General features: G+C 52.7%; 18 protein-coding genes. 9 read left to right on the top strand and 9 right to left on the bottom strand.

The features are described from left to right. Positions 1-52 precede the first annotated feature (52 nt). The 3 genes from caiB to caiT all read right to left on the bottom strand — a co-directional run bounded on the left by caiB (position 53) and on the right by caiT (position 4,070). Entirely contained in the window at positions 53-1,270 is a 1,218-nt protein-coding gene (gene caiB, locus NMD08_RS21840) for an L-carnitine CoA-transferase (protein WP_370619044.1), read from the bottom strand. Positions 1,271-1,375: 105 nt separating this feature from the next. Next, positions 1,376-2,518 (bottom strand): crotonobetainyl-CoA dehydrogenase, encoded by a 1,143-nt coding sequence (gene caiA / locus NMD08_RS21835; protein WP_005124373.1) that lies wholly within the window; start codon positions 2,516-2,518, stop codon positions 1,376-1,378. A 34-nt stretch (positions 2,519-2,552) separates the two neighbouring features. Next, on the bottom strand, positions 2,553-4,070 hold the full coding sequence (gene caiT, locus NMD08_RS21830; RefSeq protein ID WP_151216712.1) for an L-carnitine/gamma-butyrobetaine antiporter: 1,518 nt from the start codon (positions 4,068-4,070) through the stop codon (positions 2,553-2,555). 481 nt (positions 4,071-4,551) lie between these two features. On the opposite strand from caiT, the gene NMD08_RS21825 reads away from it, so the two are divergent. From NMD08_RS21825 to folA, 9 genes are all read left to right on the top strand, one after another. After that, complete coding sequence (locus NMD08_RS21825; RefSeq protein WP_151216713.1) at positions 4,552-5,322, top strand: electron transfer flavoprotein FixA; 771 nt, start codon at positions 4,552-4,554, stop codon at positions 5,320-5,322. 15 nt (positions 5,323-5,337) lie between these two features. Further along, a complete protein-coding gene (locus NMD08_RS21820) occupies positions 5,338-6,279 on the top strand; it encodes an electron transfer flavoprotein subunit alpha/FixB family protein (RefSeq protein ID WP_151216714.1) in 942 nt (313 codons plus the stop codon). A 49-nt stretch (positions 6,280-6,328) separates the two neighbouring features. Then, the gene (locus tag NMD08_RS21815) at positions 6,329-7,615 is read left to right on the top strand and encodes an FAD-dependent oxidoreductase (protein ID WP_286541071.1); all 1,287 of its coding nucleotides are present in this window, start codon (positions 6,329-6,331) and stop codon (positions 7,613-7,615) included. After that, positions 7,612-7,899 carry a ferredoxin-like protein FixX gene (fixX, locus tag NMD08_RS21810; RefSeq protein WP_000203736.1) on the top strand — a complete coding sequence of 96 codons (288 nt, stop codon included), beginning with the start codon at positions 7,612-7,614 and terminating at the stop codon, positions 7,897-7,899. The genes NMD08_RS21815 and fixX overlap by 4 nt, the downstream gene beginning before the upstream one ends. A gap of 104 nt (positions 7,900-8,003) precedes the next feature. Then, positions 8,004-9,347: an MFS transporter gene (locus NMD08_RS21805; RefSeq protein ID WP_151216715.1), complete on the top strand. Its 1,344-nt coding sequence runs from the start codon at positions 8,004-8,006 to the stop codon at positions 9,345-9,347. Positions 9,348-9,437: 90 nt separating this feature from the next. Then, positions 9,438-9,671 (top strand): YgdI/YgdR family lipoprotein, encoded by a 234-nt coding sequence (locus NMD08_RS21800; RefSeq protein WP_003018880.1) that lies wholly within the window; start codon positions 9,438-9,440, stop codon positions 9,669-9,671. 103 nt (positions 9,672-9,774) lie between these two features. Continuing rightward, positions 9,775-10,305 (top strand): glutathione-regulated potassium-efflux system oxidoreductase KefF, encoded by a 531-nt coding sequence (kefF, locus tag NMD08_RS21795; RefSeq protein WP_370619042.1) that lies wholly within the window; start codon positions 9,775-9,777, stop codon positions 10,303-10,305. Next, positions 10,298-12,160: a glutathione-regulated potassium-efflux system protein KefC gene (kefC, locus tag NMD08_RS21790; protein WP_151216717.1), complete on the top strand. Its 1,863-nt coding sequence runs from the start codon at positions 10,298-10,300 to the stop codon at positions 12,158-12,160. Before kefF ends, kefC begins: the two co-directional genes overlap by 8 nt. A gap of 198 nt (positions 12,161-12,358) precedes the next feature. Further along, entirely contained in the window at positions 12,359-12,838 is a 480-nt protein-coding gene (folA, locus tag NMD08_RS21785; protein WP_003018873.1) for a type 3 dihydrofolate reductase, read from the top strand. Between the two features lie 70 nt (positions 12,839-12,908). Here the strand turns inward: folA and apaH are convergent, their stop codons facing one another. From apaH to lptD, 6 genes are read right to left on the bottom strand one after another with little or no spacing between them, the layout of a single operon-like run. Beyond that, a complete protein-coding gene (gene apaH / locus NMD08_RS21780) occupies positions 12,909-13,757 on the bottom strand; it encodes a bis(5'-nucleosyl)-tetraphosphatase (symmetrical) ApaH (protein WP_151216718.1) in 849 nt (282 codons plus the stop codon). 10 nt (positions 13,758-13,767) lie between these two features. Next, positions 13,768-14,145, bottom strand: coding sequence for a Co2+/Mg2+ efflux protein ApaG (gene apaG / locus NMD08_RS21775; protein ID WP_003018867.1), 378 nt, complete (start codon positions 14,143-14,145; stop codon positions 13,768-13,770). A gap of 2 nt (positions 14,146-14,147) precedes the next feature. After that, on the bottom strand, positions 14,148-14,969 hold the full coding sequence (gene rsmA / locus NMD08_RS21770; protein WP_187253710.1) for a 16S rRNA (adenine(1518)-N(6)/adenine(1519)-N(6))-dimethyltransferase RsmA: 822 nt from the start codon (positions 14,967-14,969) through the stop codon (positions 14,148-14,150). Next, positions 14,962-15,954, bottom strand: a complete 993-nt coding sequence (gene pdxA, locus NMD08_RS21765; RefSeq protein ID WP_370619040.1) for a 4-hydroxythreonine-4-phosphate dehydrogenase PdxA — start codon at positions 15,952-15,954, stop codon at positions 14,962-14,964. The genes rsmA and pdxA overlap by 8 nt, the downstream gene beginning before the upstream one ends. Then, positions 15,954-17,240, bottom strand: a complete 1,287-nt coding sequence (gene surA / locus NMD08_RS21760; protein ID WP_187253711.1) for a peptidylprolyl isomerase SurA — start codon at positions 17,238-17,240, stop codon at positions 15,954-15,956. The genes pdxA and surA overlap by 1 nt, the downstream gene beginning before the upstream one ends. Positions 17,241-17,294: 54 nt before the next feature. Continuing rightward, positions 17,295-19,655, bottom strand: a complete 2,361-nt coding sequence (gene lptD, locus NMD08_RS21755) for an LPS assembly protein LptD (protein WP_370619038.1) — start codon at positions 19,653-19,655, stop codon at positions 17,295-17,297. Positions 19,656-19,817: the final 162 nt, after the last annotated feature.

The raw sequence follows: 19,817 nt of genomic DNA, 5'->3' as shown, positions 1-19,817 counted from the left end.
CCACTGAAATCAGGCGTGAGCGCTAACCCACTCGCGGGTCAGCGCGTCACGTTTATTCCTCAACTCTGGCCAGGCCTTTGCCGACCAGCTCATTTATGTCTGCTTCGCTATAACCAATGTTTTTCAGAATGGCGGCGGTATCCATGCCATGTGACGGCATGCCACGCCAGATTTTCCCCGGGTTGTTTTTAAATTTCGGCATGATATTCGGTCCTTTGCAGGTGCGACCATCCATCGTTTGCCACTGAGTAATAGATTCACGAGCAACGTACTGCGGGTTGCCTTCCAGTTCCGGAATGGTCAGTACCTTCGCGCAGGCGATATTCAGCTCTGCAAAGCGCGCCTGCACTTCGGCGATGGTGTGCGCTGCCAACCACGCATCCAGTTTCTCTTCCACGAGCGGGCCATAAGGGCATTCCACGCGATGGATAAGCTGGGTACCTTCCGGGACTTCTGTCGTACCAAGAATATGGGCGAGGCCGATATCTTTGAAGCATTCATTGATTTGTGTGATGCCTACCAGCTCCATGACGATATAACCATCGGCGCATTTATACAGGCCGCAGCCAGCGTAATACGGGTCTTTGCCTTTGGTCATGCGTGGGCAAATTTCGCCGCCGTTAAAGTAATCCATCATGAAGTACTGACCCATACGCAGCATGACTTCGTACATGGCGATATCAATGCTTTCACCTTTGCCCGTTTCGCGTACTTTGTGCAGGGCAGCCAGCGCCGCTGTCGTTGCGGTCATTCCTGAGAAGTAATCGGCGGTGTACGGGAAAGCAGGCATCGGCTGATCAACGTCGCCGTTTTGGATCAGATAGCCGCTGAACGCCTGCGCGATAGTGTTATATGCCGGAAGATTAGTGTACTCATCGGTCCCAAACTGGCCGAAGCCGGAAAGGTGGGCGATTACCAGTTTCGGGTTATGTTCCCACAGCACTTCATCAGTAATTCCGCGACGAGCAAAGGCCGGGCCTTTACTGGCTTCAATGAAGATATCGGTGGTTTCCATTAGCTTCAGAAATGCTTCCCGACCTTCATCTTTGAAAATATTCAGCGACAGGGCGTGTAGGTTACGACGTGAGAGCTGCGGATAGTTAGGCTGTACGCGGATGGTATCGGCCCACGCAACGTTTTCAATCCAGATAACCTCAGCACCCCATTCGGCGAACATCTGTCCGGCGAACGGACCGGCAATCTCGATCCCTGAAAATACAACTCGTACCCCGGCAAGTGGGCCAAAGGTTGGCATTGGTAAGTGATCCATAATTTTGCTCCTGGCATTTTTTTGTATGCCCGGTAAGCACAGCTCCACCGGGCATATTGCCGGATGGCGGCGTTAACGCCTTATCCGACCTACGAAACGAACGAATCAACGGTATTGCTTCAATACCGCACGACCCAACGTCAGGATCTGCATTTCGTCAGAACCACCAGAAACACGGTCAACGCGCAGGTCACGCCAGAAGCGCGTGATGCGATGATTGCCCGCGATACCCACTCCGCCCAGCACCTGCATGGCGGTGTCTACCACTTCAAATGCCGCGTTGGCGCAGAAGTATTTGCACATTGCCGCGTCACCCGAGGTAATGGTGCCGTTATCCGCTTTCCAGGCAGCTTCCAGCAGCATGTTTTTCATGGAGTTCAGTTTGATCGCCATATGCGCAAACTTCTCCTGAATCAGCTGGAAACGGCCGATAGCTTCGCCAAACTGCACGCGCTGATTGGCGTAGCGCGCCGCATCTTCAAACGCGCACATTGCCGTACCGTAGTTGGTCAGTGCGACGAGGAAGCGTTCATGGTCAAACTCTTCTTTCACGCGATTGAAACCGTTACCTTCCCGACCGAACATGTCTTTCTCGTCCAGCTCAACGTCGTCAAAGGTGATTTCACAGCAGCTATCCATGCGCAGACCGAGTTTCTCCAGTTTGTTGACCTTGATGCCCGCTTTGCTCATGTCAACGAACCACTCGGTGTAAACAGGTTTATCCGGCGATGCGCCATCTCTCGCCATTACCACGATGTAAGGGGTATAGGCACTACTGGTGATAAAGCACTTACTGCCATTAAGATAAACCTTACCATTTTTACGTGTATAAGTGGTTTTCAGGCTGCCAACATCCGATCCCGCTCCCGGTTCGGTGATCGCAGAGTTCCACATCTGCTTACCGGTTCCCTGGAACGCCATAATTTTATCGATTTGTTCCTGGGTCCCTTCACGCAGGAAGGTGTTAAAACCCCCCGGTAACTGGTACAGCACATAGGTTGGCGCGCCCAGGCGGCCGAGTTCCATCCAGACGGCGGCCACGGTGACAAAACCCGCTTCCAGTCCACCGTGTTCTTCCGGAATCAACAGGCTATCGATGCCCATATCCGCCAGCGCTTTAACAAAACGCTCAGGGTAGACGCTGTCGCGATCGCACTCGGCAAAATAAGCTTCCCAGTTCTCACTGGCCATCAGTTCACGAATACCGGCGACAAACAGCTCCTGCTCGTCATTTAAGTTGAAATCCATCTTTCAGCCTCTTGATCAATTGGGTTAATAAGAATTACTTGTCTTTCCAGTGCACTTTGGCGTCTTTAATAAAGGACAGCGTCACCATGATATTGACGAAGAACAGCGGGCATCCTCCGGCGATAATCGCGGTCTGTATTGGCTTCAGCCCGCCCAGCGCCAGTAGAACGATACCGATGATGCCGACCAGCACGGACCAGCCGATACGCACTAACAGCGGTGGTTCTTCACCATCGCGGACTTCGCGACAGGTGGACATCGCCAGGGTATAAGAGCAGGCGTTAATCAGCGTGACGGTGGCAATAAAACAAAGGATGAAGAAGCCCCACATGGTGGCGGTGCTGAATGGCAAGGCGGCCCAGGTTTCGATAATGGCGCGCGCCACGCCGTGTTGTTCAATCAGCTGTGGGATGTTGAGAATGTTTTTATCCATCAGCAGCAGGGTATTGCTGCCAAGGACTGTCCACAGGATCCAGGTAGAAGCGGTCAGGCCCAGCACCATCCCAAAGCACAGTTCACGTACGGTACGACCACGAGAAATACGTGCCAGGAAGATGCTCATCTGGATGGCGTAAATGACCCACCATGCCCAGTAGAAGACGGTCCAACCCTGCGGGAAGCCGCCTTTGCCGATGGCATCGGTATAGAACAGCATGCGCGGCAGATACATCAGCAGCATGCCGACCGAGTCGGTAAAGTAGTTCATGATGAAGCTGGCGCCGCTGACGATAAACACCCAGCCCAGCATCAGGAAGCTCAGGTAGCTACGTACGTCGCTGGCGATTCTGACTCCTTTTTGCAGGCCGCAGGCTACGCAAATGGCGTTCAGAATGATCCAGCAGGTAATGATGATGGCATCTAATTGCAGTGTATGCGGAATACCGAACAGCCATTGCATACACTCGGTTACCAGCGGTGTCGCCAGACCGAGGCTGGTACCCATCGCAAAAATCAGCGCTACCAGGTAGAAGTTATCAACGATGGTGCCGAACAGCCCTTTCGCATGCTTTTCGCCCACTAATGGTACCAGCGTGGAGCTAGGACGGATGACGTCCATCTTGCGCACAAAGAAGAAGTAGGCGAAGGCCACGGAAAGGAAGCTGTAGGTTGCCCATGGCAGCGGTCCCCAGTGGAACAGGCTGTACGCCAGACCTATCTCTTTCGCACCCGTGGAATTGGGTTCCAGGGCGAACGGTGGGGTGGAGATATAGTAGTAGATCTCGATGGAGCCCCAGAACAGTACCGCTGCTGAAGTACAGGAGGCGAACATCATAAAGATCCAGCTGGCGGTACTAAACTCCGGTTTTTCGTCGCCTAATTTCTTTTTGGCATACGGGCCAAAAACCAACCAGAACCAACCGAAGAGCATGACGACCATATACCATTCAAATGCCCAGCCCCAGACACTGGTGACATAACTGAATACCGCATTAATAACGACGTTAGCGGCATCGAGATCTCTTACTGTTAGCCAACAAAGTATTCCAACTATTATTAATGGCGGAAAAAAAACCTTCGGTTCAATTCCCGACTTTCTCTTTTCATTTTTCATAAGTGAATTCCAGTGTGAAAACGAAATTTATTTAGCGTGCCCGTGTGTGATCGTTTGTTTATTTATTATTAATGATTTGTTGATAACTTTTTAACCTCTGGGGGCGCCTCAGTGAGTAACTCATAATGAGTATTCATTTCGGGTGATTCTGTTATATGTGTCACACTTTTTTACGCTGGTTAATTTGCTTAAATTCATACTATTTTTTGTTGTTAATCAGTGTGTTATCTGTGGTTTTTTAACTTTTTTAAGTGGCTGGCGTTCAATATTGTTGAACCCGCAGACAATATTGAAAATTTTTATATTTGTCGTAATTCTTTCAATATTGGTGAGGTACGTAACACTATTGAAAGTTACGAATTTCAATGTGTGACATTTTCAATATTGGTGATTAAGGTTTTATTTCCGAATTAAAGAGCGTGATATCTGTATTTAACACCGCCGATATAAATACGTTTCCTTCATGATTTCTGGAGATGCAATGAAGATAATTACTTGCTACAAATGCGTACCTGATGAACAGGATATTGCGATTAATAATGCTGATGGTTCACTCGATTTCAGCAAAGCGGATAGCAAAATCAGCCAGTACGACCTGAATGCGATCGAAGCAGCTTGCCAGTTAAAACAACAGGCAGGCGAGGCCCAGGTTGTGGCCATGAGCGTCGGCGGCAAAGCGCTGACCAATGCAAAAGGGCGCAAAGATGTGCTCTCCCGTGGTCCTGATGAACTGATTGTTGTGATTGACGATCAATTTGAACAGGCGCTGCCACAACAAACGGCTACCGTGTTGGCTGCCGCCGCGCAAAAAGCCGGTTTCGATCTAATTATCTGTGGTGACGGTTCTTCCGATCTCTATGCTCAGCAGGTTGGCCTGCTGGTGGGCGAAGCACTGAACGTTCCCACGATTAACGGCGTGAGTAAAATCCTCTCTCTTACCGACAGCACGCTGACGGTAGAGCGTGAACTGGAAGATGAAGTCGAAACACTGAGCATCCCGCTTCCGGCGGTCATCGCGGTCTCAACGGATATCAACACCCCACAAATCCCTTCCATGAAAGCCATTCTTGGCGCGGCGAAAAAACCGGTTCAGGTTTGGTCGCCTGCAGACATTGGACTGAACAGCGTGCAGGCGTATTCCGCACAGCAGGTTGCTGCGCCGAAGCAGCGCGAGCGTCAGCGCGTTGTGATTGAAGGTGACGGTGAAGAACAGATTGCCGCGTTTGTCGAGAATCTTCGCAAAATCATTTAATTATCAGGGGATGTTATGAACAAATTTTCCAGTATCTGGGTATTCAGCGATACCCCTTCTCGTCTGCCGGAACTGATGAAAGGTGCGCAGGCTTTAGGTGAAAAAGTTAACACGTTTGTACTGAGCGATGCAGATAGCGCGACGGCATGTCATTTGGGGGCAGATCATGTCTGGTTGCTCAGCGGTAAACCAGAAGAGCGTATGGTCGAAGACTACGCCGATGTGATGGCCCAGACCATTCGTCAGCACAGCGAGGACGGCGCAGTACTGCTGCCCAATACGCGTCGGGGCAAGTTGCTAGCGGCAAAACTGGGCTTTCGCTTGTCAGCTGCAGTTTCAAACGATGCCAGCGCAGTCGTCGTACAGGATGGTAAAGCGGCGGTCAAACATATGGTCTACGGCGGCCTGGCGATAGGGGCGGAAACAATCGCTTCGCCGTTTGCCGTGATTACACTCAGCAGCGGGACGTTTGACGCGCAGCAACCCGATGCTACCCGCAGCGGCGAGATGCATACCGTACAGTGGCAGGCTCCGGCCGTTGCCGTGACCCGTACGGCAACTCAGGCACGTCAGAGCAACAGCGTCGACCTCGACAAGGCTCGCCTGGTGGTCAGCGTGGGACGTGGTATCGGCAGCAAAGAAAATATCTCGCTGGCCGAAGCGCTGTGCCAGACGATTGGCGCTGAGCTGGCCTGTTCCCGTCCGGTGGCGGAAAACGAGAAGTGGATGGAGCACGAACGCTACGTCGGTATCTCCAACCTGATGCTCAAGCCTGAACTGTATCTGGCGGTGGGGATTTCCGGGCAGATCCAACATATGGTCGGCGCCAACGGCGCACAGACGATTTTCGCCATTAACAAAGATAAAAATGCGCCGATATTCCAGTATGCGGATTACGGCATTGTTGGCGATGCGCTGAAGATCCTGCCTGCGCTGACGGCTGCCTTAGCGCGTTAAACCATTTCGGGCAGGATGCGAAGGTGTCCTGCCGCTGACAGGAGTACGTATGTCCGAAGATATCTTTGATGCCATCATCGTGGGTGCAGGTCTGGCTGGTTCGGTTGCGGCGCTGGTGCTGGCTCGGGAAGGCGCACAGGTGCTGGTTATCGAGCGCGGCAATTCTGCTGGCGCGAAGAATGTCACCGGTGGGCGCATGTATGCGCATAGCCTGGAGCGCATCATTCCCGGTTTTGCTGAGCAGGCCCCCATTGAACGCGTCATCACCCACGAGAAACTCGCCTTTATGACCGATAAAGGGGCGATGTCCATTGATTATTGCAACGGCGAAGACGCCACATCGTCGCAGGTTTCTTATTCCGTCTTACGCAGCAAATTTGATGCCTGGCTGATGGAACAGGCCGAGGAGGCGGGCGCTCAGCTCATCACCGGTATTCGCGTGGATAACGTTGTGCAGCGCGAGGGTAAAGTCGTGGGCGTGGAAGCCGATGGCGATATTCTGGAGGCCAGGGTAGTGATCCTTGCTGATGGCGTAAACTCTCTGTTGGCTGAAAAGTTGGGTATGGCAAAGCGCGTCGAGGCATCGCATGTTGCCGTCGGCGTAAAAGAGCTGATCGAATTGCCGAAATCAGTGATTGAAGATCGTTTCCAGTTACAGGGGAACGAAGGCGCAGCCTGTCTGTTTGCCGGATCGCCAACCGATGGATTGATGGGCGGTGGCTTTCTCTATACGAATGAAACAACCCTTTCTCTGGGACTGGTCTGCGGTCTTCATCATCTGAAAGACGCGAAAAAATCGGTCCCACAAATGCTGGAAGATTTCAAACAGCATCCGGCAGTTGCCCCGCTGATCGCCGGTGGCAAGCTGGTGGAATATGCCGCGCACGTTGTACCTGAAGCCGGTATCAACATGCAGCCAGAACTGGTGGGTGACGGCGTACTGATTGCCGGTGACTCTGCCGGAATGTGTATGAACCTCGGCTTTACTATTCGCGGTATGGATTTGGCCATCGCCGCAGGCGAAGCGGCGGCGAAAACGGTGCTTTCAGCCATGAAGCGTGACGACTTTAGCAAGCAGTCGCTGGGTGAATACCGTCAGCATCTGGACGACGGCCCGATGCGTGATATGCGTATGTATCAAAAGCTGCCCGCTTTTCTTGATAACCCGCGCATGTTTACCGCTTATCCCGAAATGGCGGTCAGTATCGCACGCGACCTGTTCACCGTAGATGGTTCCGCCCCGGTGCCAATGCGTAAAAAAATCCTGCGCCATGCGAAGAAAGTGGGCTTCATCAACCTGATGAAAGATGGCCTGAAAGGAGTGACCGTATTATGACTTCTCCCGTCAATGTGGACGTAAAACTGGGCGTCAATAAGTTCAATGTCGATGAAGACAGCCCACACATCATTCTCAAAACCGATCCTGATAAACAGGCGCTGGAGGTGCTGATTAAGGCCTGCCCGGCTGGACTGTATAAAAAGCAGGACGACGGCAGCGTACGCTTTGATTACGCCGGATGCCTCGAGTGTGGGACGTGTCGAATTCTTGGACTCGATACAGCGCTGGAAAAATGGGAATACCCGCGCGGGACGTTTGGCGTGGAGTTCCGCTATGGCTAAACCTGGTGCCGGATGGCGGCTTCGCCTTATCCGGCTTACAGGTACGGTTCATAGGCCTGATAGGCGTTATCAGGCATTAAGTTAAAATAAAACAGGATATAGCCATGCAGCAGCCCAGGAACTTTGATGACATCAAATTTACCTCTATTCACCGCCGGATAATGCTGTGGGGAAGCGGTGGGCCGTTTCTGGATGGTTATGTGCTGGTGATGATTGGCGTGGCGCTCGAACAGCTCACGCCAGCGTTGAAACTGGATGCCGAGTGGATTGGTCTGCTGGGGGCTGGTACGCTCGCCGGTTTGTTTGTCGGGACGTCGCTGTTTGGCTACATTTCCGATAAGGTCGGGCGCCGTAAAATGTTTATCATCGATATTATCGCCATTGGCGTGATATCGGCGGCAACCATGTTTGTCTCCTCGCCCGTTGAGTTGTTGGTGATGCGGGTGCTGATCGGGGTGGTGATTGGGGCTGATTACCCGATCGCAACCTCAATGATTACCGAGTTCTCCAATACCCGCCAGCGCGCTTTCTCCATCGGTTTTATCGCGGCGATGTGGTATGTCGGCGCCACCTGTGCCGATCTGGTCGGTTACTTTTTGTATGATGTTGAGGGCGGATGGCGCTGGATGTTGGGCAGCGCGGTGATCCCCTGCATTTTGATCCTGATTGGGCGTTTCGATCTTCCTGAATCGCCACGCTGGTTGCTGCGTAAAGGTCGGGTGAAAGAGTGCGAGGAGATGATGATCAAACTGTTTGGCGAACCGGTGGTATTCGACGAAGAAGCACCCCAGCAGACGCGTTTCCTTCAGTTGTTTAATCGCCGACATTTCCCGTTTGTCCTGTTTGTTGCCGCCATCTGGACCTGTCAAGTGATCCCGATGTTTGCCATTTATACCTTTGGTCCGCAGATTGTTGGGCTACTGGGGCTCGGCGCCGGGAAAAGCGCCGCGTTGGGCAATGTGGTGATCAGCCTGTGCTTTATGCTGGGGTGTATTCCTCCCATGTTCTGGCTCAATAGCGCGGGCCGTCGACCGCTGTTAATTGGCAGCTTTATTATGATGACGCTGGCGCTGGCTGTGCTGGGGCTAATCCCTGATATGGGCGCATGGCTGGTGGTGCTGGCGTTTGCCGTGTACGCGTTTTTCTCGGGGGGGCCGGGAAACCTGCAATGGCTATACCCAAACGAACTGTTTCCCACCGATATTCGTGCCTCTGCAGTCGGGGTGATTATGTCGTTAAGCCGTATCGGCACCATTGTGTCAACCTGGGCGCTGCCGGTGTTCATCACCAAATACGGGATCAGTAATGTGATGCTGATGGGCGCGGGAATTTCGCTGGTAGGCCTGCTCGTGTCCATCGCTTTCGCCCCGGAAACGCGAGGTCTGACGCTGGCGCAAACCAGCCAAATGACGATTCGTAGTAAGCCGGTGGTCAGGGCAGGCTATTAAGAGTGTTCTGTATTTTCCCTGCAACTCAGTCAGTTAGCCTACAGTTAACGGATATATCACTGAAAACGACTGAAAAGCAGGGAGAACACCATGCAGAAACATATTCTGATCACTTCCATTTTTACCGCAGCAGCACTGTTTACCGTAGCCGGTTGCTCCTCAAATCAGGCGGTGAAAACCACCGATGGTAAAACCATCGTCACCGACGGCAAACCGCAGGTTGATGATGATACCGGCCTGGTGTCGTACAAAAACGCGCAAACAGGTAAGACGGAACAAATTAACCGCGATCAGGTTAAGGATATGAGCGAACTGGATAACTAGCTCAGATTTTTCCATTTATCTGCTCAATAATATTGACTGTTAGCCTGTGGATTAACTGACTAAACTCACTGTTATTACAATAATGCAGTGATACAGGCTAATCATGATTCTCATCATTTATGCGCATCCCTATCCTCAGCATTCGCATGCGAATAAGCGGATGCTTGAACAGGCAAAGACGCTGGAGGGCGTGGAGATCCGCTCGCTCTACCAGCTCTACCCCGACTTTAATATCGATATTGCCGCTGAACAGGAAGCCCTGGCGCGCGCAGAGTTGATTATCTGGCAGCATCCTATGCAGTGGTATAGCACACCTCCGTTACTCAAGCTGTGGATGGATAAGGTCCTTGCACACGGTTGGGCATACGGTCACGACGGTACTGCGCTGCACGGTAAGCATCTCATGTGGGCTGTGACCACCGGCGGCGGTGAAAACCACTTTAATATCGGCTCCCATCCAGGCTTTGATGTGCTTTCCCAACCTTTGCAGGCCACGGCATTATATTGTGGTCTCAAATGGCTGCCGCCATTTGCGATGCACTGTACGTTTATCTGTGATGACGAGACGCTGCAGGCGCAAGCGCGTCATTATAAACAGCGTCTGCTCGAGTGGCAGGAGGTTCATCATGGATAGTCATACGCTGATTCAGGCGCTGATTTATCTTGGATCGGCGGCGCTGATTGTCCCCATCGCCGTGCGGCTGGGGCTAGGGTCGGTGTTGGGGTATCTCATCGCCGGGTGCATTATCGGACCATGGGGTCTGAGGCTGGTGACGGACGCCGAATCAATCCTGCATTTTGCCGAGATCGGCGTGGTGCTGATGCTGTTTGTCATCGGCCTGGAGCTGGATCCGCAGCGTTTGTGGAAACTGCGGGCTTCGGTGTTCGGCGGCGGTGCGCTACAGATGGTGGTTTGCGGCGGTTTGATTGGTTTGTTCTGTATGTTCCTTGGCCTGCGCTGGCAGGTGGCGGAGCTGATCGGCATGACGCTGGCGCTTTCCTCGACGGCCATCGCGATGCAGGCGATGAATGAACGTAACCTGATGGTGTCGCAACTGGGGCGTAGCGCATTTGCCGTGCTGCTGTTCCAGGATATCGCCGCTATTCCTCTGGTGGCAATGATTCCCTTACTGGCGGCAAGCGGCGCATCGACCACGCTTGGGGCATTTGCATTGTCAGCCCTTAAGGTAGCTGGCGCGCTGGTGCTGGTGGTGCTGTTAGGGCGTTATGTTACCCGTCCTGCCTTGCGTTTTGTTGCGCGCTCAGGCCTGCGGGAAGTTTTCAGCGCCGTCGCGCTGTTCCTCGTTTTCGGTTTTGGTCTGCTGTTGGAAGAAGTTGGTCTTTCGATGGCGATGGGGGCGTTCCTGGCCGGCGTGTTGCTGGCGAGTTCTGAGTATCGCCACGCGTTGGAAAGCGATATTGAGCCGTTTAAAGGGCTGCTGCTGGGGCTGTTCTTCATCGGCGTGGGGATGTCTATCGACTTTGGTACGCTGATTGATAATCCTTTGCGCATCATCATTCTGCTGGTTGGTTTCCTGGTGATTAAAACCGTCATGCTATGGCTGATAGCGAAACCGTTACAGGTGCCGAACAAGCAGCGCAGATGGTTTGCCGTATTACTTGGGCAGGGCAGTGAGTTTGCTTTCGTGGTGTTTGGCGCGGCACAAATGGCAAACGTGCTTGATCCTGACTGGGCGAAATCGCTGACGCTGGCAGTCGCGTTGTCGATGGCAGCGACGCCGATTTTACTGGTGATTCTTACGCGTCTGGAAAAATCGGCGACTGGTGAAGCGCGGGAAGCGGATGAAATCGATGAGGAGCAACCGCGGGTGATCATCGCTGGATTTGGGCGATTTGGCCAGATAACCGGTCGTTTGCTGTTGTCGAGTGGGGTCAAAATGGTGGTTCTGGATCATGACCCGGACCATATCGAAACGCTGCGTAAATTCGGCATGAAGGTTTTCTATGGCGATGCGACCCGGATGGATCTGCTGGAGTCAGCCGGAGCGGCTAAAGCAGAGGTGATTATTAATGCCATTGACGATCCCCAAACCAGCCTGCAACTGACCGAAATGGTGAAAGAGCATTTCCCACATCTACAAATTATTGCCCGCGCGCGCGACGTGGATCATTACATCCGTCTACGTCAGGCGGGCGTGGACATGCCTGAACGTGAGACCTTTGAAGGCGCGCTGAAAACCGGACGCCTGGCGCTGGAAGGGCTCGGGCTTGGGCGCTATGAAGCGCGTGAGCGGGCCGATGTCTTCCGCCGCTTCAATACGTTAATGGTTGAGGAGATGGTGAAAGGGGAAAATGACGCAATTTCCCGCGCGGCGGTTTATAAGCGCACCAGTGCAATGCTAAGTGAAATTATTGCGGAAGATCGTCAGCACTTATCATTGATTCAACGCCATGGCTGGCAAGGCACGGATGAAGGTAAACATACGGGCGATGTCGCCGATGAACCGGAAGTGAAACCGTCAGCATAGGGTAAAAAATGTGATGTTCTGCAAACTTTACTGCTAATTGGCTGTTTTTGAACTACTGTAATGCTGGGAGTCCACTCAGAAGTCGCGGACTCGCCAGCAGAACAGAAAATTTTCATGCACATCTTCCTTTGGCTAGTCGACGAAAGATTGCGCTTTCCGTATAGTGGCGACAATTTTTTTGTATCCGGGAAATATTCAATGATCAGTCTGATTGCGGCGTTAGCGGTAGATCGCGTCATCGGTATGGAAAACGCCATGCCGTGGAACCTACCTGCCGATCTCGCCTGGTTTAAACGTAATACCTTAAACAAGCCGGTCGTCATGGGGCGCCACACTTGGGAATCAATCGGGCGACCGTTGCCGGGGCGTAAAAATATCGTCATCAGCAGCAAGCCCGGCACCGACGATCGTGTGCAGTGGGTGAAGTCTGTTGATGAAGCCATTGCGGCCTGTGGCGATGAGCCTGAAATTATGGTGATTGGCGGTGGGCGTGTGTATGAGCAGTTCCTGCCGAAAGCGCAGAAGCTGTATCTGACACACATTGATGCGGAAGTGGAGGGAGATACCCATTTCCCGGACTACGAACCGGACGACTGGGAATCTGTTTTCAGCGAATTCCACGATGCCGACGCGCAAAACTCTCACAGCTACTGCTTCGAGATTCTGGAACGTCGTTAATACTGTAAGTGCCCGATGTAGGCCTGATAAGCTTAGCGCCATCAGGCCTGAACCTCTCAGCAGACGATTATCAGGCGTTGACCGCTTCGCCGGGATCCATATTCAGATGGCGATTTGATGGCTGCACAAAGTAGCGTTTGTCTTCCCAGCGCAGACAGGTGAGATCGCCTCCCCAGCAACACCCCGTATCCAACGCGTAAATACCTTCTGGCGTGCCTTTGCCCTCCAGCGATGCCCAGTGCCCGAATGCAATGCTATAGGCGTCACTAACGGGGCCTGGAATGGCAAACCACGGCTTCAGCGGAGCTGGCGCATCTTCTGGCGACTCTTTGCTGTACATATCAAGTTGACCGTTGGGGAAGCAGTAACGCATGCGGGTGAACGCGTTGGTAATAAAACGCAGGCGGGCCAGCCCCGTCAGCTCCGGGGTCCAGTTATTAGGCATGTCACCGTACATTGCATCGAGGAAAAACGGATACGAGTCGCTCGACAACACGGCTTCAACATCGCGTGCACAGTCCTTCGCCGTCTGTAGGTCCCACTGTGGGGTAATCCCTGCATGCGCCATCACCAGCTTCTTCTCTTCATCAATCTGCAACAGCGGCTGGCGACGCAGCCAGTTAAGCAGTGCATCAGCATCCGGAGCTTCAAGCAGCGGTGTGAGTCGGTCTTTCGGTTTATTACGGCTAATGCCGGCAAACACGGCCAGCAGGTGTAAATCGTGATTACCGAGAACTAACCGCACGCTATCGCCCAGCGATTTAACGTAGCGTAAAACGTCTAACGAGCCTGGCCCTCGCGCAACCAGATCGCCGGTGAGCCATAAGGTGTCTTGCTCGGGATTAAAGTCTACCTGGTGCAGCAAGGCTATCAGTTCATCGTAACAACCGTGAACGTCGCCAATGAGGTATGTTGCCATAGCTATTGTTTTAATGAATGAGTGTAGGAACGGCGAGTCTGAACACGGGAATGTCGATGGTAAAGGCGATCCCTTGTTCATCGATCATTTCGTAATGACCCTGCATGGTGCCAAGCGGCGTTTCAATCACCGCGCCGCTGGTGTACTGGTACTCTTCGCCAGGTTCGATGTGGGGCTGAACGCCAACCACACCTTCGCCCTGAACTTCGGTTTCACGGCCATGACCATTGGTGATCAACCAATAACGCCCCAATAGCTGCACAGGCGCTCGCCCCAAATTGCGGATAGTCACGGTATAAGCAAAAACGTAACGTTCATCATCAGGTGAGGATTGCGCTTCAATGTAGACGCTTTGTACCTGAATGCACACTCGGGGCGAATTGATCATGTTTAACTCTCCTTCGATGGCGCGTTTTCCGACAGATAGTTAGCCATCCGGCAGTATTGCGCGACAGAGATATTTTCCGCTCGCATCGCCGGATCAACGCCCAGCTCTGTCAGTACTTCAACGCTAAACAAATTGCCGAGGCTGTTACGTACCGTTTTACGACGCTGATTAAACGCTTCAGTGGTAATACGGCTCAGCACACGAACATCTTTAACCGGATACGGCATTGTTGCGTGAGGGACCAGACGCACAACGGCAGAATCGACTTTAGGCGCTGGCGTAAATGCGGATGGCGGCACTTCAAGTACCGGGATCACATTGCAGTAATACTGCGCCATGACGCTTAATCGACCATACGCTTTACTGTTTGGCCCTGCAACCAGACGGTTTACCACCTCTTTTTGCAACATGAAATGCATGTCGGCAATGGCATCAGTATAGGTAAAAAGATGGAACATCAGCGGCGTGGAGATGTTGTACGGCAGGTTACCGAATACGCGCAGCGGTTGCCCCATTGTTTGGGCGAGTTCGCCGAAGTTCATGGTCATGGCGTCTTGCTGATAAATCGTCAGCTTCGGCCCTAAAAACGGGTGCGTTTGCAGGCGCGCGGCGAGATCGCGGTCTAACTCAATGACCGTGAGCTGGTCCAGGCGTTCGCCTACTGGCTCGGTTAGCGCAGCCAGGCCTGGGCCGATTTCGACCATAGCCTGACCCTTCTGCGGGTTGATTGCAGAGACAATACTTTCGATCACAAACTGATCGTTGAGGAAGTTTTGCCCGAAACGTTTACGGGCTAAGTGGCCCTGATGGACTCGATTATTCATTGGTATTAACAATCATTTTGATGGCGAGATTAAGCGCCGTAATAAAACTGCCGACATCTGCTTGTCCACGTCCCGCAAGTTCAAGCGCGGTACCGTGATCGACGGATGTGCGAATAAAGGGCAGGCCCAGCGTGATGTTCACACCGCGACCAAATCCCTGGTATTTTAGCACGGGGAGACCCTGATCGTGGTACATTGCCAGCACGGCATCCGCGTGGTCGAGATACTTGGGCTGAAACAGCGTATCTGCGGGCAGCGGGCCATTCAATTTCATCCCCTGCGCACGCAGTTCATCGAGAACCGGAATGATAGTTTCTATCTCTTCCGTTCCCATATGACCGCCTTCACCGGCATGCGGGTTAAGACCGCACACCAGAATATGCGGATCGGCAATGCCGAACTTAGTGCGCAAATCATGATGCAGAATACCGATCACTTCCTGAAGCAGAGCGGGCGTAATGGCATCAGCAACGGCTCTGAGCGGCAGATGCGTGGTTGCCACGGCAACGCGCAGCTCTTCGGTTGCCAGCATCATGACAACTTTCTTCGCCTGTGATCGCTCTTCAAAGAACTCGGTGTGCCCGGTAAACGGGACGCCAGCGTCATTGATTACGCCCTTGTGAACCGGACCGGTAATCAATGCCGCAAACTCCCCTCGCAGACAACCATCGCAGGCGCGAGCCAGCGTATCCACCACATATTGCCCGTTTTCTACCGCCAACTGACCCGCGACTACAGGTGTTCGCAGCGCAATCGGTAACAGCGTCAGCGTGCCTGCTGATTGCGGTCGGGCTGAGGTATCTGGAGTGTAGGGGAGGAGTGAAAGCGGTAAACCGAGCATTGCTGCCCGGTCACTGAGGAGTGCTGCATCCGCACAGACAACGAGTTCTACAGGCCACTCACGCTGCGCGAGTTGAACCACCAGATCGGGGCCAATCCCGGCGGGTTCGCCGGGAGTGATAACAATGCGTTGAGTACGAGTCATTAGTTGCTCAGAACTTTAACGTAGGCGCTGGCGCGCTGTTCCTGCATCCAGGTTGCCGCTTCTTCCGAGAATTTACGGTTCATCAGCATACGATAAGCTCTGTCTTTCTGCGCGGCGTCAGTTTTATCAACGTTACGCGTGTCCAGCAGCTCGATCAGATGCCAGCCGAAAGAGGAGTGCACTGGGGTGCTCATCTGGCCTTTGTGAAGTTTGGTCAGCGCATCGCGGAAAGCCGGATCGAAAATATCCGCTGCAGCCCAGCCCAGATCGCCGCCCTGGTTAGCAGAACCCGGATCCTGAGAAAACTCTTTAGCTGCTGCCGCGAAGGTGGTTTTACCGCTCTTAATATCTGCCGCGATTTGTTCCAGTTTCAGACGCGCCTGTTGGTCGGTCATGATCGGCGACGGTTTGAGCAGAATATGGCGGGCATGAACTTCAGTCACGGAAATGCTTTGGCTCTGACCACGCATATCGTTGACTTTCAGAATATGGAAGCCGACTCCAGAGCGAATTGGACCAATGATATCGCCTTTTTTCGCGGTGCTTAACGCCTGGGCAAAGATGCCCGGCAGTTCCTGAATGCGTCCCCAACCCATCTGGCCGCCTTTCAACGCCTGCTGATCGGCGGAATAAGTGATGGCCAGTTTGCCAAAATCGCTACCGTTACGTGCTTCATCAACTACTGAACGCGCCTGGCTTTCCGCTTCGTTTACCTGATCGGAAGTTGGGTTTTCCGGCAGTGGGATCAGAATGTGGCTCAGGTTCAGTTCGGTGCTGGCATCATTTTGGTTGCCGACCTGCTTCGCCAGGGCATCCACTTCCTGTGGCAATATGGTAACGCGACGGCGAACTTCGTTGTTACGCACTTCAGAGATAGTCATCTCTTTGCGGATCTGGTTACGATAAGTGGAATAGTTTAAACCATCCTGTGCCAGACGGCTGCGCATCTGATCCAGCGTCATGTTGTTTTGCCTGGCGATATTGGCGATAGCCTGATCCAACTGCTCGTCAGAGATTTTTACACCCATCTTCTGACCCATCTGCAGGAGAATTTGATCCATGATCAAACGTTCCAGGATCTGATGACGCAGCGTGGCATCGTCCGGTAACTGTTGACCCGCCTGACCCGCATTTAGTTTTACTGACTGCATTAAGCCATCGACGTCGCTTTCCAGAACGACGCCGTTATTGACGACGGCTGCGACTTTATCGACCACCTGTGGGGCAGCGAAACTGGTATTCGCGATCATGGCGATACCGAGAAGCAGCGTTTTCCAGTTCTTCATACTTTTTCCATTATCAATTAACCGCAATGCGGATTACGTTGTAAATCAATCAGATCATAAAGAGCTTTGATACGGCAGAATGTTCGAACGCAGCATTTGGTTAGTGCCCAGACCATAGTTGGAACTCAGGCCGCGCAGTTCGATATTAAAGCCGATCGTGTTGTCATAAATCGCGTGTTTCTGGGTGTTATCCCAGCCGTTCAGCTTACGTTCGTAGCCGAAGCGAATGGCGTAACAGCAGGAGTTGTACTGCAGTCCCAGCATTGAATCTGCTTCTTTGTTCACGTTGGTATCGAAGTAGTAAGCGCCAACAATCGACCAACGGTCAGCGATTGGGAAGCTTGCCACCGCGCCTACCTGTGAGATCCCGTTTTTATACTGCTCTGCCGTAGAGTAGTAAGACGGCAGGGTAGCCTGGATATACTCCGAGCTGGCATAACGGTAGTTCAACTGCAGTATACGGTTTTCGTCGCGGCGGTATTCGATACTGCTGCTACTGGTTGCGACGCTGTCCAGACGTGTGTCGTACTGGATCCCACTGCGTAAACCCCAGCGATCGGAGATGCGCCAGTAGGTGTCGCCAGCCCATACCAGTGAGCCCGTTTTGTCGTCATTCTCCCATTTTATGTTGTCATCGCCAGTGCGAGACTCGGTGAAATAGTAGATTTGACCCACGGAAATATTAAAACGTTCAACCGCCGCATCATCATAAACACGAGATGTGACCCCGGTCGTCACCTGGTTGGCTGAGGCGATACGGTCCAGGCCGCCATAAGTACGGTCACGGAACAGGCCGCTGTAGTCAGATTGCAGCAGGGAAGAGTCATAGTTATAGATATGACTTTGGTCACGATACGGTACGTAAAGATACTGCGCGCGCGGCTCCAGCGTTTGGGTATAGCCCGGCGCCAGCATTTGCATGTCACGCTCGAACACCAGCTTGCCGTCAACTTTAAACTGCGGCATGACGCGGTTGGCTGAATCATCGAGTTTGTTAACGTTACTCGGGTTATTGTTGTACCAATCGAGATTAGTCTGCTGATAGTGTGTTGCCAGCAGTTTTGCTTCGGTATTGATACTTCCCCAGTTGTTCGACAACGGCAGGTTGATGGTCGGTTCAAGATGAACGCGCGTGGCTTCCGGCATGTTGTCGTTAGTGTTAACGAAATGAACCGCCTGGCCATAAATACGGGTATCAAACGGCCCGACGTCATTCTGGTAATAGTTGACGTCTAACTGCGGCTGCGCAGAATAGCTGTTACTGTTTTGCGCGTCGAAGACCTGGAATTGCTTGGTCGAAACCGTCGCGTCAAAGTTTTGTACCGCGTAGCCAACGCTGAATTTTTGCGTGGCATAGCCGTCGGTACTGGAACCGTATTTATTGTCAAAATCATTAAAGTAGCTGGTATCGCTGACCTTGGTGTAATCGACGTTGAAACGCCACACCTGGTCCATCACGCCAGCGTGCTGCCAGTAGAACAGCCAGCGACGAGAATTGTCATCCTTCGGATGCTCATCCTCGTACACTTTATCTGAGTTCAGATAGTCGAACTCCATCAGGCCAGCGCCCGCCTGAGTCAGGTAGCGGAATTCGTTCTCCCACATAACACCGCCACGACGGTGCATATAATGCGGCGTAATGGTGGCGTCCATGTTGGGCGCAATGTTCCAGTAATACGGCAGGTAGAACTCAAAATAGTTCGTGGTGGAGTATTTTGCGTTCGGGATCAGGAAACCGGAACGGCGCTTATCGCCGACGGGTAACTGCAAATAAGGACTATAAAAGACCGGAACTGGACCCAGTTTAAAACGGGCGTTCCAGATCTCTGCGACCTGTTCTTCACGGTCGTGGATCACTTCACTACCCACGACGCTCCAGGTATCGGAACCCGGCAGACAGGAGGTGAAGCTACCGTTTTCCAGAATAGTGTAACGGTTTTCGCCTCGCTGTTTCATCAGGTCGGCTTTTCCGCGCCCCTGACGACCTACCATCTGATAATCACCTTCCCAGATGTTAGTATCTTTAGTATTCAGATTAGACCAGCCTTTCGGCCCCTTCAGAATAACCTGGTTGTCATCATAATGAACGTTGCCCAGCGCATCGACGGTACGTACTGGCTCAGGCTGGCCTTCAGCCTGCTTCTGATGAAGCTGCACTTCGTCGGCCTGCAGGCGGCTGTTACCCTGCGCAATATCCACGTTGCCGGTAAACACCGCATCATCCGGGTAATTCCCTTTTGCGTTGTCGGCATTGATAGTGACGGGTAATTCATTGGTCTCGCCCTGCACCAGAGGACGGTTATAGCTTGGCACGCCTAACATGCACTGTGAGGCGAGATCGGCTGCCAGACCCTGTTGGCTATAAAGGGCGCTGGCAATCATGGTGGCCAGAAGAGTGGGAATACGTTTTTTCATACGTTGTATTTATTGTTCCATCATCAGTAGCGTCGCGCGTGACAAACGGTCACAGCCTAACTTATCTCATCTTCACTGCGCTAGTGTTAATCCTGCCGATTAAGGCTCCGTGGTGTTAGGCACGGCATTGAATGACAGGTATGATAATGCAAATTATAGGCG

Origin of the sequence: Citrobacter meridianamericanus (genome assembly GCF_041320245.1) — a bacterium.
Taxonomy (GTDB): Bacteria; Pseudomonadota; Gammaproteobacteria; order Enterobacterales; family Enterobacteriaceae; genus Citrobacter; species Citrobacter meridianamericanus.
Note: the sequence above shows the minus strand (reverse complement) of the source record. Positions and strands in the feature narration are given on the sequence as shown.